This window comes from Mesorhizobium sp. M0074, assembly GCF_040322975.1.
Lineage (GTDB): Bacteria > Pseudomonadota > Alphaproteobacteria > Rhizobiales > Rhizobiaceae > Mesorhizobium.
This window is the reverse complement of the sequence record NZ_JAMYUM010000023.1, coordinates 1-15,159: the sequence shown is the minus strand read 5'-3', so window position 1 is coordinate 15,159 and position 15,159 is coordinate 1. Positions and strand designations below refer to the sequence as shown.

13 protein-coding genes are annotated in these 15,159 nt (G+C 64.4%); 9 read left to right on the top strand and 4 right to left on the bottom strand.

What is annotated here, in order from left to right; genetic code table 11:
* The first annotated feature begins 150 nt into the window (after positions 1 to 150).
* Both NKJ73_RS26240 and NKJ73_RS26235 read left to right on the top strand, forming a co-directional pair.
* Entirely contained in the window at positions 151 to 1,257 is a 1,107-nt protein-coding gene (locus NKJ73_RS26240; RefSeq protein WP_051406143.1) for an efflux RND transporter periplasmic adaptor subunit, read from the top strand.
* Entirely contained in the window at positions 1,254 to 4,457 is a 3,204-nt protein-coding gene (locus NKJ73_RS26235; RefSeq protein ID WP_352571594.1) for an efflux RND transporter permease subunit, read from the top strand. The genes NKJ73_RS26240 and NKJ73_RS26235 overlap by 4 nt, the downstream gene beginning before the upstream one ends.
* 411 nt (positions 4,458 to 4,868) lie before the next feature.
* On the opposite strand, the gene NKJ73_RS26230 is transcribed toward NKJ73_RS26235, so the two are convergent.
* A complete protein-coding gene (locus tag NKJ73_RS26230; RefSeq protein ID WP_023677134.1) occupies positions 4,869 to 5,510 on the bottom strand; it encodes a peroxiredoxin-like family protein in 642 nt (213 codons plus the stop codon).
* Positions 5,511 to 5,925: 415 nt separating this feature from the next.
* Between NKJ73_RS26230 and NKJ73_RS26225 the strand changes: the two genes are divergently transcribed.
* On the top strand, positions 5,926 to 6,528 hold the full coding sequence (locus tag NKJ73_RS26225; RefSeq protein WP_352457577.1) for a cupin: 603 nt from the start codon (positions 5,926 to 5,928) through the stop codon (positions 6,526 to 6,528).
* Positions 6,529 to 6,587: 59 nt separating this feature from the next.
* Here NKJ73_RS26225 and NKJ73_RS26220 read toward each other — a convergent pair whose 3' ends face one another.
* The gene (locus NKJ73_RS26220; protein ID WP_352457578.1) at positions 6,588 to 7,496 is read right to left on the bottom strand and encodes a hydrogen peroxide-inducible genes activator; all 909 of its coding nucleotides are present in this window, start codon (positions 7,494 to 7,496) and stop codon (positions 6,588 to 6,590) included.
* Positions 7,497 to 7,643: 147 nt separating this feature from the next.
* On the opposite strand from NKJ73_RS26220, the gene katG reads away from it, so the two are divergent.
* Positions 7,644 to 9,842, top strand: coding sequence for a catalase/peroxidase HPI (gene katG, locus NKJ73_RS26215; RefSeq protein ID WP_352571593.1), 2,199 nt, complete (start codon positions 7,644 to 7,646; stop codon positions 9,840 to 9,842).
* A 79-nt stretch (positions 9,843 to 9,921) separates the two neighbouring features.
* On the opposite strand, the gene NKJ73_RS26210 is transcribed toward katG, so the two are convergent.
* The gene (locus NKJ73_RS26210) at positions 9,922 to 10,599 is read right to left on the bottom strand and encodes an MIP/aquaporin family protein (RefSeq protein ID WP_023677138.1); all 678 of its coding nucleotides are present in this window, start codon (positions 10,597 to 10,599) and stop codon (positions 9,922 to 9,924) included.
* A 345-nt stretch (positions 10,600 to 10,944) separates the two neighbouring features.
* Between NKJ73_RS26210 and NKJ73_RS26205 the strand changes: the two genes are divergently transcribed.
* The 3 genes from NKJ73_RS26205 to NKJ73_RS26195 all read left to right on the top strand — a co-directional run bounded on the left by NKJ73_RS26205 (position 10,945) and on the right by NKJ73_RS26195 (position 13,520).
* Positions 10,945 to 12,234 (top strand): RsmB/NOP family class I SAM-dependent RNA methyltransferase, encoded by a 1,290-nt coding sequence (locus NKJ73_RS26205; protein ID WP_352571592.1) that lies wholly within the window; start codon positions 10,945 to 10,947, stop codon positions 12,232 to 12,234.
* Between the two features lie 125 nt (positions 12,235 to 12,359).
* Positions 12,360 to 12,818, top strand: a complete 459-nt coding sequence (locus NKJ73_RS26200) for a PaaI family thioesterase (RefSeq protein ID WP_023677140.1) — start codon at positions 12,360 to 12,362, stop codon at positions 12,816 to 12,818.
* 27 nt (positions 12,819 to 12,845) lie between these two features.
* The gene (locus NKJ73_RS26195) at positions 12,846 to 13,520 is read left to right on the top strand and encodes a 5'-methylthioadenosine/S-adenosylhomocysteine nucleosidase (protein WP_023677141.1); all 675 of its coding nucleotides are present in this window, start codon (positions 12,846 to 12,848) and stop codon (positions 13,518 to 13,520) included.
* Here NKJ73_RS26195 and NKJ73_RS26190 read toward each other — a convergent pair.
* Positions 13,492 to 13,818 (bottom strand): hypothetical protein, encoded by a 327-nt coding sequence (locus NKJ73_RS26190; protein ID WP_023677142.1) that lies wholly within the window; start codon positions 13,816 to 13,818, stop codon positions 13,492 to 13,494. The genes NKJ73_RS26195 and NKJ73_RS26190 overlap by 29 nt on opposite strands.
* A gap of 71 nt (positions 13,819 to 13,889) precedes the next feature.
* Between NKJ73_RS26190 and NKJ73_RS26185 the strand changes: the two genes are divergently transcribed.
* Complete coding sequence (locus tag NKJ73_RS26185; RefSeq protein WP_245274715.1) at positions 13,890 to 14,423, top strand: MarR family winged helix-turn-helix transcriptional regulator; 534 nt, start codon at positions 13,890 to 13,892, stop codon at positions 14,421 to 14,423.
* A 55-nt stretch (positions 14,424 to 14,478) separates the two neighbouring features.
* A partial coding sequence (guaA, locus tag NKJ73_RS26180) for a glutamine-hydrolyzing GMP synthase (protein WP_352571591.1) occupies positions 14,479 to 15,159 on the top strand: 681 nt, incomplete at its 3' end.

The window sequence follows — 15,159 nt, the reverse complement described above, 5'->3', positions numbered from 1 at the left end:
AGCGGATCAACCGACCTCCGGGTCCAGCGAGCGAGGACGCAAATGGACACCCCAGAGAATGGGCAATTGCATCGCGACGCGGGCGAGCGACCCTGTCGATCGGCCGGCTGGCTTCCCCGCGCCGCCGTGTCGGCGGCATTCCTGCTCGGCATGGCTTTCAGCAGCACTGCGTTTGCGCAGGACCAGCAGCTACCCGTGGTGACAGCGGCCAAGCCGGTGGTCCGTGAAATCGTCGAAGACGACGAGTTCGTCGGGCGCTTCGAAGCCGTCGACCAGGTCGCCATCCGTTCGCGCGTCAGCGGCTATCTGGACAAGGTCAGCTTCCAGGACGGCGCACTGGTCAACAAGGGCGACCTGCTCTTCACCATCGACGAGCGTCCGTACCAGGCGGCTTATGATGCCGCCAAGTCGCAAGTGGACGTCGCCAAGAGTCTGCTCGAATTCTCCAAGATGCAGCTGGATCGCGCCGACGAACTCGCCAAGACCGGCAATATCTCAACCGCGACGGTCGACGACCGCCGGCGGGAATACCTTTCGGCGCAGGCGCAGATGCAGGGCGCGACGGCTGCCCTGACGACGGCCAGCCTGAACATGGAATTCACCGAGATCAAGGCGCCCTTGTCCGGCCGCATCGACCGCCGGCTGGTGTCGGTCGGCAACCTCGTGCAGCCGGATTCCACCTTGCTGACGACCATCGTTACGCGCGATCCGATCGACTTCTATTTCGACGTCGATGAGCGCCTGTATTTCAGCTATGCCCGCGACGCGAAGGAGCGCGGCGGCAGCATGCAGGAAGGCGCCGGCGGGCTCGAGGTGGTGGTTCGCGTCGCCGACCGCGCGGAGGCGGTATTCAAAGGCAAGCTCGATTTTGCCGAGAACCGGATCGACAACGCGACCGGCACCATGCGGGTACGTGCAAGGTTTCCCAACGCCGATGGCATTCTCCAGCCAGGCATGTTCGGGCGCATCAACGTGCCGGGGTCGCTGCCGCATAGCGGCGTGCTGGTGCCCGACGAGGCGATCGGCGCCGATCAGGATCGCCGCATCGTGTTCCTGGTGGATGAGGCCGGGATGGTGTCGGCGAAGCCCGTGCGCACCGGCCCGCTTCTCGACGGCTACCGGGTCATCCGCCAGGGCCTGACCGGCGACGAGACAATCATCGTCAAAGGGCTGATGCACGCCAGGCCGGGCACCAAGGTGAAGGTCGAGATGGTGACGTTGCCGCCCAAGGCCGAGACCGCCGAGTTGCAGCAATGAGGTTCGCACATTTCTTCGTCGACCGTCCGATCTTCGCATCGGTCGTTTCGATCGTCCTGCTGATCCTCGGCGGGATTGCTTATACCCAGCTGCCGGTCGCGCAATATCCCGAGATCGCGCCGCCGACCATCGTCGTTCGCGCGCAGTATCCGGGCGCCGACGCCGAGACGGTCGCAGCGACGGTGGCAACGCCGATCGAGCAGGAGATCAACGGCGTCGAGGGCATGCTCTACATGTCGTCCTATTCGTCGGGCGACGGGGCGATGGCGCTGACCATCACCTTCAAGCTGGGCACCGATCTCGACCAGGCTCAGGTGCTGGTGCAGAACCGCGTGTCGGTCGCCGAGCCGCGCCTGCCCGAAGAAGTCCGCCGCCTCGGCATCACCACCACCAAGAGCTCGCCCGACCTGATGATGGTCGTGCACATGCTGTCGCCCGACAATACCTACGACCAGCTCTACGTCTCGAACTACGCCCGCTCGCGGGTGCGCGACATACTGCTCAGACTAGACGGCGTCGGCGACCTCATCATCTTCGGCGAACGCGAATACTCGCTGCGCATCTGGCTCGATCCGGAAAAACTGTCCGCCCTGGGGATGACCTCGGGCGATGTGGTGCAGGCGCTGCGCGACCAGAACGTCCAGGTGTCGGGCGGCTCGATCGGCGCGCCGCCGACCAGCACCGGCACGGCGTTCCAGTACACGGTCACCACGCAAGGCCGCTTCAACGACGCACGCGACTTCCGATACGTGATCGTCAAATCGACCGACGACGGCCGCCTGATCTCGCTGCAGGACGTGGCGCGCATCGAGCTCGGCGCCAAGGATTACGTCACCAACTCCTATCTCAACGGCAAACCGGCGGTGGCGCTCGCCATCTTCCAGCGGCCGGGCACCAATGCGCTCGCCGCAGCCGCGGAGATCCAGGACAAGATGAAGGAGCTTTCCCGCGACTTCCCGAAGGGGTTGAGCTACGACATCGTCTACAATCCGACCGAGTTCGTCGCCGAGTCGATCCAGGAGGTCTACAAGACGATTCTCGAGGCGATGCTGCTGGTCATCATCGTCATCATCGTCTTCCTGCAATCGTGGCGCATGGCGATCGTGCCGATCGTGGCGATCCCCGTGTCGCTGATCGGCACGCTGGCGGTGCTTTACGCCGCCGGCTTCTCGCTCAACATGCTGACGCTGTTCGGCCTAGTTCTGGCGATCGGCATCGTCGTCGACGATGCGATCGTCGTGGTCGAAAACGTCGAGCGCAATATCGCCAGAGGGCTGGCGCCCAATCCGGCGTCGCACCTGACCATGGACGAAGTCGGAACGGCCGTCATCGCGATCTCGCTGGTGCTGATAGCCGTGTTCGTACCGACAGCCTTCATCCCCGGCATTTCTGGGCAGTTCTATCTGCAGTTTGCGATCACCATCGCGGTGTCGACGGCGATCTCGGCGTTCAATTCGCTGACGCTTTCGCCGGCGCTGGCCGCACTGCTGTTCAAGCCGCATCACGCCGCGGCGGCGCCGCCGCGCTTTTTCCTGGCGCGGTTCGGACGGGCGCTCGCCGACGGCTTCAATCGCGGCTTCGACAGGGTCGCCCATTGGTATTCGAGCATCATCCGCGTGCTGGTCGGCTCGTGGACAACGATCGCCGCCATGCTGGCCGTTTTCGCGGCCCTCATCTACGCCACGGCCTACATGGTGCAGTCGGTGCCGCGCGGTTTCATTCCGTCGCTTGACCAGGGCTATGCGATCGTCGTCATCCAGTTGCCGGACGGCGCTTCGCTGTCGAGGACCGATGCGGTCATCCAGCAGGCGTCGCAGATCATCCAGAAAACGCCAGGCGTCGACTACGCAGTCGCCTTCGCCGGCTTCTCCGGCGCGACCTTCACCAACGCCAGCAACGCGGGCGTGATCTTCGCCAGGTTCAAGCCGTTTGACGAGCGACTGAAAGCCGGCCAGTCGGCGACCCAGGTCATCGGCAATCTGTTCGGCAGCCTGCAAAGCATCAAGGAAGCCTTCATTATCGCACTGCCGCCGCCGCCGATCCGCGGCGTCGGCAATGCCGGCGGCTTCAAGCTGCAGATCCAGGAGCGCAACAGCGCCGACATGCGGCAGATCCTGGCGCTTGCCAACGAAATCGCCGGCAAGGCCAACAAGACGCCGGGGCTGACGGGCGTGTTCACCACGTTCTCCGCGTCGAGCCCGCAATTCTTCCTGGCGATCGATCGCGACAAGGCGCGCATCCTGAACGTGCCGATCCCCAACATCTTCGAGGCGCTGTCGATCAATTTGGGCACCGCCTACGTCAACGACTTCAACGCTTTCGGGCGCGTCTACCAGGTGCGGGCGCAGGCCGACCAGGCGTTCCGCCTCGATCGCGCCGACATCTTGAAACTGAAGGTGCGCTCGGCGACCGGCGCGCTGGTTCCGCTCGGCACGTTGGTCGAGATCCGCGACGTCACCGGCCCGGCGCTGGTCCAGCGCTACAACATGTACGTTTCGGTGCCGCTGCAGGGCAACGCCGCGCCCGGCGTTTCCACGGGCGACGCGCTGGCATTGATGGAAGGGATCACGGCAAAGACGCTGCCGGCCGGTACCTCCTATGAATGGACCGAGCTCGCCTATCAGGAGCGCAACACCGGCAATGCCGCTGTCTATATCTTCGGACTGTCGGTGCTGTTCGTGTTCCTGGCGCTGGCGGCGCAATATGAAAGCTGGGTGCTGCCGTTCGCCATTGTGCTGGTGGTGCCGCTCGGCGTGCTCGCGGCGTTGCTCGGCGTGTCGTTCCGAGGGCTGGACAACAACATCCTCGTGCAGATCGGCCTCATCGTGCTGATCGGGCTTGCCGCCAAGAACGCGATCCTGATCGTCGAATTCGCGCGGCAGGCGCAGGAACGCGGGCTGTCGGCCGCCGAGGCTGCCGTCGAAGCCTGCCGGCTCAGGCTGCGGCCGATCCTGATGACCGCCTTCTCGTTCATCCTCGGCGTCGTGCCGCTGATGATCGCAACGGGCCCGGGCGCAGAAATGCGGCAGTCGCTCGGCACCGCGGTGTTCTCCGGCATGCTCGGCGTCACCTTCGTCGGCCTGTTCCTGACGCCGGTGTTCTACGTCACGCTCAGGTCGCTGTTTTCACGGCGCAAGCCCCGTGCCGAGGCCGAGCCTTCGGGGCCGGCAGAGGCGCCATCGGAGACGGCCGCCGAGTAGGGTTACGAATTCGCCGCGTCGGGCGCGGCTTATCACTCCAGAAAATCGGCGCGGCGCGGCAACGGCCACGATCTGCGCGACCTCGGCGTCGAGGTGCGGCGGAGACCCTGCCCGGTCTGATCCAGCCTAACAGCCGCATCCAGCTCGGCGAGACGATGCCGGGCGGCGAGGCCAATGCGATCTTCTATCTGGTCGACCGGGCGGGGCTTGAGGGCGCACCCGCGACCTCCGGAGTCCTCGCTTGCGATGTCTGCTTTCAGGACGCGGAGAAGCTGATCTCTACGGCCGACATGGGGCGCGAAGCGGTCATCCACGATCTTCAGGTTTTGACCCAGGACGGCCTTTCCCCCGTAGTGAGCGGGAAGGGCGCGGTCGTCGAGCGAGTTGTCAGCCGCCTATTTCCGCAGCCCATTAATGTGCAACTTGGGAAGCCGCTGACATCAATTCCTCCGGATTCGGCGCCTTGGGGGTATTGAGGCCAGCCTCCAGAACTTCAGTGAAGCTCCAGCGTACAATGCCCCCTCGGTCGATGAGAAACTGACCAACCAGCAGCTCCTTAGCGGAAGCCATCATCTGCTGATCGGCTTCCGTAATCTCATACCCCTCCTTCTTGTTGAGCAACTCGTTTATGGCGATGGGGTCCATAGGCTCGGGCAACTCACCCGGGAGATCGATACGGATCCCCATGACCTTGTCCATCCCGATCTCGCGCAAGCCGAAAGCACGGTGCGAGGCCCGCTCCGGGTCGGACGCGGCGAGAAGATCGGGTGTCGGATGGTAACGGAAATAGAGCCGTGCCCGCTCTACCGGCGTATTGACGACCGCCAGGCATTCGACGCCTTTCTCAGCCAGAGCCGGCTTGAGTTGCGCCATTGCCGCGACATTGCGCCGGCAGAACGCACAGTGCAGGCCTCGAAACAAGCCGATCAACAATGGGCTACGACCTCGAAAATCAGTGAGCGCGATTTTGCCTTCGCGGGAGATCGCATCGAGAATAATATTCGGTGCCCGGTCGCCCGGCTGCAGCGGACGTTCGACACTACTCGTGGACATGGACAACCTCCTCGCCCCGGATAAGCACGCCCAGCCATCCGGAGTTGAGTCCGTGCTGGGCGACGCCAGGGCAAAATTGCTTTCGACCTTTGTCATATTGCCGAGGTCGAGATTAGGCGCGTTGCAAATGCATCATAACACGAAAAAAGCCTCTGCGGGTCGCCCGTTTCGCGAGCTGTCGCGAGCGCTGTGGTAAACAGTGTATCGTCTCATCCGTGCCATGGGACGACACAGCGGCGGGACCGATTGGATCTTCACATGCTTGCGGTGTTCAAGCCTTGAAACTTGGGCGGCTTCGATGTGCCCGGACGTCAAATTCCGACCGCACAGATCGCAGATCTCTACCCTCAGCGGAACCGACGGCCGTGCAGCCGGTTAAGTCGGCATGAAGCCACCACCAATCCAAGGCCGCATCATGAGCATTCTGCAAACCACGAAGAAAGCCGTCGAGCAGGTCACCGGTGCCGCCAGACCGGGCCGGCGCGAGGTCCCCGATCTGGTCAGGCCGCGCAAAGCGAATGCGTTTCGGTTTGGGGATGATGGCCTTGTGCCCAACCATCCGTTCTGGCCGCTTGTCGTCTATCGCGGCGCCGTGACGCTGTCCGAGGAATTCGATCCTGCGGCTGTCATGGAGGCGCTTTTCGAGGCAAATGGCTGGGGCGATAGCTGGCGCAACGGCATCTACGACTACGTCCACTACCATTCGCGGATACACGAGGTGCTCGGCGTCGCGCGCGGGACGGCGAAAGTCCGCTTTGGCGGCAACAAGGGACGAACGCTCCCCCTGAAGGCCGGCGACGTCGCGGTGCTTCCGGCCGGCACCGGGCACCAGCGTCTTTCCGCGTCCGACGATTTTCTGGTTGTCGGCGCCTATCCTCCATCCGGCACCTATGACCTGTGTACGACCGCCGCCGACCATGCCAAGGCAGTCGTCACGATCCCCAGGGTTGGCCGTCCGCGCAAGGACCCTGTCTATGGAAGCAACGGCCCGTTGCTCGCAGCCTGGGAAAAGGATTGAAGCCGTTCCTTTCTTGCGAGTTGGCTTCGGGGCTAAAACCGGATCCTTGACCCGCCGCTCTACGCTGCCAGCACCGCCGCATCCAGCCCGCGGATGATCTTGGCCAGTTCGACGCATTCGTCGTGGCGAACCTTGTTGCGCCGCCAGGCGAGGCAGATCGTACGCTGCGGCATCGGTTCCTGGAACGGCACGATCTTCAAATCGGGGATAGTGCTGGCTGGCCCCGCCGCCATCTCGGGGATGAGCGTGACGCCGAGCCCATGTGCCACCATCTGTAAGAGCGTCGTCAGGCTGGTCGCGCCATAGCTTGCCATCGCCACCGGCCGCACGCTGCCGCAGACTGCGAGCGCCTGTTCGCGCAGGCAGTGGCCTTCCTCGAGCAGCATCAGCCGCTCCAGCGCCGGGCTCTCCGGCGGCACCGGCGGCGAGGCGAAGGCGGGATCGCCGGCCGGCACGGCCAGGAAGAACCGGTCGGAGAAAAGTTCCTCGGTAACCAGGCCGGGGTAATCGAGGGGCAGCGCCGCGACGAAGGCGTCGAGCTTTCCCGAACTGGTGTCCTCGACCAGCGAGGCGGTCACGGCTTCGCGCAGTTCCAGCTGCAAGGCCGGGAAATGCTGTTTCAGCTCCGGCAGCACATGCGGCAGGAGATAGGGCGCCACCGTCGGGATGATGCCGAGCCGGAAGCGGCCTTCCAGCGCCGGGCGGCCGCGCCGGGCCGTCGCCTCGACGTCGCGGACGTCGGCAAGAATGCGCTCGATGCGCGGCAGCAGGACCTGCGCCTCGTCGGTCATCCGCACCACCTTGCCGCCGCGCTCGAACAGACGGCAATTCAGCCGCAGCTCCATCTCGGCGATCTGCGAAGACAGCGCCGGCTGGCTGACGCCGGCGAGTTTTGCGGCACGGCCGAAATGCAGCGTCTGCGCCAGCGCCTCGAAATAATGCATCTGCCGGACGGTCAAACCGATCATAAGGAAAACCTATCAGAATAAACAGCAAAGGCAATTTGTCTTTATCGGCTGGGCGGGCTAGTCTGGAACCATTCCAAGATGGCGCGGCCGCTGGCCCTGCCCGGAAAATCAACAAAATCCCGGAAAATCAACAAATCGGAGGCAAAGATGGACGCGAAAACCGACGACAACAGCGCCGGCAAATGCCCGGTCCCACATGGATCGGCCAGCAGGACCAACCGCGACTGGTGGCCAAACCAGCTCGACCTTGGCGTCCTCCACCAGCAGTCCAGCCTCTCGGACCCGATGGACGAGGACTTCGACTACGCCAAGGAATTCAAGAGCCTCGATCTCGATGCGGTGATCAGGGATCTGCACCAGGTGATGACCGATTCGCAGGATTGGTGGCCGGCCGATTTCGGCCATTACGGCCCGCTCTTCATCCGCATGGCCTGGCACAGCGCCGGTACCTATCGCATCGGCGACGGCCGTGGCGGCGCCGGCGCCGGCCAGCAGCGTTTCGCGCCGCTCAACAGCTGGCCGGACAATGCCAATCTCGACAAGGCGCGCCGGCTGCTGTGGCCGGTCAAGCAGAAATACGGCAGGAAAATCTCCTGGGCCGACCTGTTGATCCTCACCGGCAACGTCGCGCTGGAATCGATGGGCTTCAAGACCTTCGGCTTCGCCGGCGGCCGCGCCGATGTCTGGGAGCCGGAGCAGGACGTCGACTGGGGATCGGAAACCAAATGGCTCGCCGACGAGCGCTATTCCGGCGACCGCGAACTTCACGGCCATCTCGGCGCCGTGCAGATGGGGCTGATCTACGTCAATCCGGAAGGGCCGAACGGCACGCCCGATCCATTGGCCGCGGCGCGCGACATTCGCGAGACCTTCGCTCGCATGGCCATGAACGACGAGGAAACCGTGGCGCTCATCGCCGGCGGTCACACCTTCGGCAAGACGCACGGCGCCGGTGATGCATCGCTGGTCGGGGCGGAGCCGGAAGGCGCCGGCATCGAGGCGCAGGGCCTCGGCTGGTCGAGCAAGCATGCCACCGGCATTGCCGGCGACGCCATCACCTCGGGCCTCGAGGTGACCTGGACCACGACGCCGACCAAATGGAGCAACAACTTCTTCGACAATCTGTTCAACTACGAATGGGAGCTGACCAAGAGCCCGGCCGGCGCCCATCAGTGGACGCCGAAGGGCGGCGCCGGTGCAGGCACCGTGCCGGACGCGCACGATCCCTCGAAGCGCCGCGCGCCGGCGATGCTGACCACCGACCTCGCGCTACGCGTCGACCCGGCCTACGAGAAGATCTCGCGGCGGTTCCATCAGAATCCTGATCAGTTCGCCGATGCCTTTGCCCGCGCCTGGTTCAAGCTGACCCATCGCGACATGGGTCCGGCCGTCCGCTATCTCGGGCCGCTCGTGCCGAAGGAAGAGCTGATCTGGCAGGACCCGATACCGGCAATCGACCACGAGCTGGTCAGCGAACAGGACATCGCCTCGCTGAAGGCGAAGATCCTGGCCTCCGGCCTGTCCGTTTCCGAACTGGTCTCGACCGCCTGGGCCTCGGCCTCGACTTTCCGCGGCTCCGACAAGCGCGGCGGCGCCAACGGCGCCCGCATCCGCCTGGCGCCGCAGAAGGATTGGGAGGTCAACCAGCCGGCGCAGCTGGCCAAGGTGCTCGAGACACTCGAAGGCATCCAGAAGGGCTTCAATAACTCGCAGTCCGGCGGCAAGAAGATCTCGCTTGCCGACCTGATCGTTCTCGGCGGCGTCGCCGCGGTCGAGAAGGCGGCCAAGGACGGCGGCCATGACGTGGGGGTGCCGTTCACGCCGGGCCGCATGGACGCTTCACAGGAACAGACCGACGTCCAGTCCTTCGCCGCGCTCGAGCCGAAAGTCGATGGCTTCCGCAATTATGTCAGGGGTAAGCCGCCGATGTCGGTCGAAGCGATGCTGGTCGACCGGGCGCAGCTGCTGACCTTGACGGCGCCGGAGATGACGGTGCTCGTCGGCGGGTTGCGGGTGCTCGGCGCCAACAGCGGTCAGTCGAAGCACGGGGTGTTCACCGACAGGCCGGGCACGTTGACCAACGATTTCTTCGTCAATCTGCTCTCCATGAACACGGTCTGGGATCCGGCCGCCGGGTCCGATGAAGTCTACGAAGCACGCGACCGCAAGACCAGGGCGGTCAAGTGGACCGGCACCCGCGCCGACCTGATCTTCGGCTCGCACGCGCAATTGCGTGCGCTTGCCGAGGTCTACGGATCGGCCGACGCCGGGCAGAAGTTCGTCAGGGATTTCGCCGCCGCCTGGACCAAGGTGATGAACGCCGACCGTTTTGACCTCGCGGCCTGATCCGGGCATACGAATTTCTCGACGCAACAAAAAGGGCGCGGGTCTCGACCCGCGCCTTTTTCGTTGGGCTTCCGAAAAGTCAGTCTTTCTCGAAGATACCGGCCTTGGCGACCACGCCGGCAATGGCGCCGCCGATCAGCGGCGCGACGATGAACAGCCAGAGCTGGCCGATCGCCGCAGTTCCCGAAAACAGCGCCGGTCCGATCGAACGGGCCGGGTTGAGCGATGTGCCGGTCACCGGAATGATGGCGAAGTGTAGTCCGGCCAGCGTCAGGCCGATGACCAGGCCGGCGAAGGCCGTGGTGTGCTTGGCGTTGGTGACGCCGAGGATCACCGTGACGAAGGTGAAGGTGCCGATCAGCTCCCACAGGAAGGCCGAGCTGACGCCCCATTTCGTCACATCCCAGCCATTGGCGCCGAAGCCGCCGGTGTGGCCGCCCACCTGTCCGGAGACGATGATCCACAGTGCCAGCGACGCGATGATGGCGCCGATGACCTGCGCGATCCAATAGGGAATGACATCCCTGGCCGGCATCCGCCCGGCGAGGAACACACCGAGCGTCACCGCCGGATTGAGATGCGCGCCCGAAATCGGGCCGATCGCGTAAGCGGCCGCTATCAGGCCGATGCCGAACGCCAGACCGATACCTTCCTGGCCGAGCGGCAGCGCGCCGCCGAAGCCGCCCGTCACCACCGAAGCCGTGCCGATGAACACCAATAGAAACGTGCCTAGAACTTCCGCCAGATAAGTTTTCATTGCCCTCTCCTCGTATCGACCCGCGGCTCCGCTTTTTCTGCGACGCGAATCACCGCGCAAAGAGTATTCGCAACCGGAAAACTTGCAAAGCAGAGCAGTTGCGCAAGCCGCTATGCTTGTGAGCACCAGACACGCACATTAGAAACATATAATATATTGATCGAATTGTTTCGTACCGCATGCCGGCGCCCGCTTGGTGGCGGCGGCTCGCGATGCACCAACCCACATTCGTCACCCCTCCGCATGGATCGTCTCGCCGTCGGCGAAACAGAACTGTTTCAATCAGGGCACGAAAAGCTCTAAGAGCAGGGCCGGAATTAATTTGCTGAGTAATGGAAGACGACAATGAGACTGGGCGGGCGGCTGGCGGCAGCCATCGAAGTGCTTGACGATATTGGCCGGCGTCACCGGCCGGTGGCCGATGCGCTGAAGGACTGGGGCCTGTCGCACCGCTTCGCCGGTGGCGGCGACCGTGCCGCGATCGGCAACATCGTCTACGACGCGCTGCGCCGCAAGCGCTCCGCAGGCTGGCTGCTCGGCGAGGACACGCCGCGCGCCATCGGCTTCGGCGCGCTGCTGCTCGAATGGGGCCAGACGGCGCAGTCGCTGAACGAGGCGCTCGAGGGCGACAAGTTCGCGCCGCCGCTGCTTACCGCCGACGAACTGACAACGCTCGGCGGTCGCCGGCTTGCCGATGCGCCGCCGGCCGTCAGGGCAGACATCCCCGACTGGTGCATGCCGCTGTTCGAACGGGCGTTCGGCACGGCCTGGGTGGAAGAGGGTGCCGCGCTGGCGACACGCCCGCCGCTCGACCTCAGGGTCAACACGCTGAAGGCCGATCGCGGCAAGGTGCTGGCGGAACTGGCGGAGACCGGCGCCAAGCCTGCCCGGATCGCGCCGCACGGTATCCGCATCCCGCCGATCGAAGGCGACGGCAGGCACCCGAACGTGCAGGCCGAGCCGGCCTTCCAGAAAGGCTGGTTCGAGGTCCAGGACGAGGGTTCGCAGATTGCGGCTGAACTGGCCGGCGCCGAGCCTGGAATGCAGGTGCTCGACTTTTGCGCCGGCGCCGGCGGCAAGACGCTGGCGCTGTCCGCGGCGATGGATAATCGAGGCCAGATCTTCGCTCACGATGCGGAGAAGGCAAGGCTGGCGCCGATCTTCGACCGCATCCGCCGCTCGGAAAACCGCAATGTGCAGATCGTCACCAAGCCGGCCGAACTCGCGCCGCTCGGCAAGCATATGGACATCGTCCTGATCGATGCGCCCTGCACCGGCAGCGGCACCTGGCGGCGCCGGCCGGATGCCAAATGGCGGCTGACGCAAAGACAGCTCGACGCCCGCAAGGGCGAGCAGGAGACGATACTCGATGCCGCCAGGGACTTCGTCAAACCCGGCGGCCTGCTGGTCTACATCACCTGTTCGGTGTTCGACGAGGAGAATGGCGACCAGGTTTCGGCCTTCCGGGACCGCCATCCCGGTTTTGTCCCGCTCGATCACCGCCAGCTTTGGGACAGCCGTTTTGCGGGCCACGAAGCGGCAATGCGGATAGGCGCTGCGGGCGGCATTTCGCTGTCGCCGTTGCTGAGCGGCACCGACGGCTTTTACTTCTGCGCGCTGCGGCGGGCCGGCTGAATCGTTGCCATCGATACAGGGCTAAGCCGAATGCTGCAGTGCAGCATTTGCGATTGCCTGCCGCCCACCCCTCTGCGATAAATGCCTTTGCAATAAGATTTGTCGAGAAACGAAGGGCGACGGCCATGGCAGCAAAGATCGTTCCTGCTCCCGATTACGAGGACCGCGTCAGGACGTCCTTCGCGCGCCAGAACGCGATGATGACGATTGGCGCCGAGCTGACGCTGGTGACGCCCGGCATCATCGAGATCGAAATGCCCTATTCTGCGGCATTGACGCAGCAGCACGGCTTTCTCCATGCCGGCGTCATTTCGACGGCTCTCGACTCGGCCTGCGGCTATGCGGCATTCTCGCTGATGCCGGAAAATTCCGGCGTGCTGACCATCGAGTTCAAGGTCAATCTGCTGGCGCCGGGCAGGGGCGAGCGTTTCCTGTTTCGCGGCTCGGTTACCAAGCCCGGCCGCACCATCATCGTCGCCGACGGCCAGGCCTATGCGTTCGCCGTCGACGGCGAGGCCAAGCTGATCGCCACGATGACCGGAACGATGATGACAGTGCTCGGCCGCGACGGCATCGAGGGCTGAGGAACGGGCAGGGGAGGATGGACGATCATGGCCGGCAAGACACCTGGTGAGCTCACCCCGATCTCCGGCAGATCCGTTCTCTTCGTCATGGCGGCCGAAGCCGAATACGGTCCACACCTGCAGCGGCTGTTCACGCCGCTGCTGACCGGCGTCGGACCGGTCGAGGCCGGCGTCGGACTCAGCGCCGAACTATCCCGGCTGCATGCCGGGATGGCGCTGCCCGATCTAGTCGTGTCGCTCGGGTCGGCGGGCAGCCGGACGCTGGAGCAGACGGAAATCTACCAGGCCGTTTCAGTCGCCTACCGCGACATGGACGCCTCGCCCCTCGGGTTCGAGAAGGGCGCCACGCCGTTCCTCGACCTGCCTGTCAGCGTGCCGCTGCCGTTCAGGATACCAGGCGTCAGACAGGCGACGCTGTCGACCGGGGCGGCAATCGTCTCCGGCGCCGCCTACGACGCGATCGCCGCCGACATGGTCGATATGGAGACCTTCGCCTGCCTGCGCGCCTGCCAGCTGTTCGACGTGCCGCTTATCGGCCTGCGCGGCATTTCCGACGGGGCAGCCGATCTGAGGCATGTCGGCGACTGGACCGAATATCTGCACGTCATCGACGAGAAGCTGGCCGCGGCGGTGCAACTGCTGGAACAGGCGATCGCCTCGGGCGCGATCGACTTCAAGCTTGTTGGGGCGGCAGCTTCTTAGCGTTGCCGAACAGCACGCCGATCATCCTGAAGCGAACGGCGTTGTCGCGATTGATGTAAGTGACTGACCCGGGCTCGTGATCGAGGGTCCAGCGTCCGGTCGCGCCGGTGTCCCAGTCGGCGACATAACCGTCATCGAGCATCCGCCAGCGCCCGCTTCGCGCCTCGCCATCGTCGAGCAGCATGTGCGCGGCACCCTCGCTTTCAAAATAGACGTAAGCCTCCTTGCCGTTTCGTTCCAACACATGGGTCATGCCCGGAATGAGCATTGCAAGGGTTTCCTTCTGAAGTGCTGCCATGATTTCCTCCTGAATTGAAGTCGCCGATTGCCTTGACCGGCATCGCCACTTAGAGTGAACTAGTAGTCAAGATGCTTGACTATGTATCGGGCGAGAAGAATTTGGTCAAGGGCCTTGACGAAAAACCTGAAGCGCTGCCGGATCACATAGGTTGGCGGCTGTGGCAGGCGAGCCGCGCCTGGCAGACCGAGTTCGCCGCTGCGATGCGCGCTGCCGGCCATCACTGGTTCACCGAAGCGCGTGCCGGCCTGCTTGGACACATCCCGCGCGGCGGCATGCGCCAGTCGGCGCTGATCGAGCGCTCGGCGATCTCAAAGCAGGCGATTCAGCAATTGCTCGATGGCCTGGAGACGGAAGGTGTGTTGCAGCGTCTGCCCGATCCGCAAGACGGTCGCGGCAAGCTTGTGCGCTACACCCGCAAGGGCCTGGACGCCCTGCGCGATGGCGACCGCATCAAGCTGCAGATCGAACGGAGCTATGTTGCCCGCCTTGGTCACGAGCGTTTCGCGGCGCTGATGGGCGCCTTGCAGTCGCTCGATACAACGCAAACGGATGCATTGGACAAAGCCTCTGGCGTTCAGGACGACACACCGGAATCGAAGTGAAAGCGCGACCTCACAACCCATTGCGCCGACTCGTTTCTTTCTCTAAACGCTCGCCATGAAAACAGCCAATCATCCCGACACCGTCCTGATTGTCGATTTCGGCAGCCAGTTCACCCAGCTGATCGCCCGCCGCATCCGCGAGGCCGGCGTCTTTTCCGAGATCGTGCCCTTCCAGTCGGCCGAGGCGGCGTTCAAGCGCATCGATCCGAAGGCGGTGATCCTGTCCGGCGGCCCGGCCTCGACCGGCGACATCGGCAGCCCGCGCGCGCCGCAGATCGTCTTCGATGCCGGCGTGCCGGTGCTCGGCATCTGCTATGGCCAGATGGCGATGTGCGTGCAGATGGGCGGCGTCGCCGAAAGCTCCGACCACCGCGAATTCGGCCGCGCCTTCGTCGAGATCGCCGAGGACAGCCCGTTGTTCGAGGGCCTGTGGGCGCCCGGCCAGCGCCATCAGGTGTGGATGAGCCATGGCGATCGCGTCATCTCCCTGCCGAAGGGGTTCGAGGTGCTCGGAAAATCGGAGGGCTCGCCCTTCGCCATCTTCGGCAATGTCGAGCGCAAAATGTACGGCCTCATGTTCCACCCCGAAGTGGTGCATACGCCGGACGGCGCCAGGCTGCTCCGCAACTTCGTCCACAACATCGCCGGCATCGAAGGCGACTGGACGATGCGCGCCTACCGCGAGCACGCGGTCGAGACGATCCGCAAACAGGTCGGCAAGGGCAAGGTGATCTGC

Coding starts and splice junctions, on each gene's coding strand:
- NKJ73_RS26240 (WP_051406143.1), top strand. CDS start 151: ATGGCTTTCAGCAGCACTGCGTTTGCGCAGGACCAGCAGCTACCCGTG.
- NKJ73_RS26235 (WP_352571594.1), top strand. CDS start 1,254: ATGAGGTTCGCACATTTCTTCGTCGACCGTCCGATCTTCGCATCGGTC.
- NKJ73_RS26230 (WP_023677134.1), bottom strand. CDS start 5,510: ATGTCCACGAGTAGTGTCGAACGTCCGCTGCAGCCGGGCGACCGGGCA.
- NKJ73_RS26225 (WP_352457577.1), top strand. CDS start 5,926: ATGAGCATTCTGCAAACCACGAAGAAAGCCGTCGAGCAGGTCACCGGT.
- NKJ73_RS26220 (WP_352457578.1), bottom strand. CDS start 7,496: ATGATCGGTTTGACCGTCCGGCAGATGCATTATTTCGAGGCGCTGGCG.
- katG (WP_352571593.1), top strand. CDS start 7,644: ATGGACGCGAAAACCGACGACAACAGCGCCGGCAAATGCCCGGTCCCA.
- NKJ73_RS26210 (WP_023677138.1), bottom strand. CDS start 10,599: ATGAAAACTTATCTGGCGGAAGTTCTAGGCACGTTTCTATTGGTGTTC.
- NKJ73_RS26205 (WP_352571592.1), top strand. CDS start 10,945: ATGAGACTGGGCGGGCGGCTGGCGGCAGCCATCGAAGTGCTTGACGAT.
- NKJ73_RS26200 (WP_023677140.1), top strand. CDS start 12,360: ATGGCAGCAAAGATCGTTCCTGCTCCCGATTACGAGGACCGCGTCAGG.
- NKJ73_RS26195 (WP_023677141.1), top strand. CDS start 12,846: ATGGCCGGCAAGACACCTGGTGAGCTCACCCCGATCTCCGGCAGATCC.
- NKJ73_RS26190 (WP_023677142.1), bottom strand. CDS start 13,818: ATGGCAGCACTTCAGAAGGAAACCCTTGCAATGCTCATTCCGGGCATG.
- NKJ73_RS26185 (WP_245274715.1), top strand. CDS start 13,890: ATGCTTGACTATGTATCGGGCGAGAAGAATTTGGTCAAGGGCCTTGAC.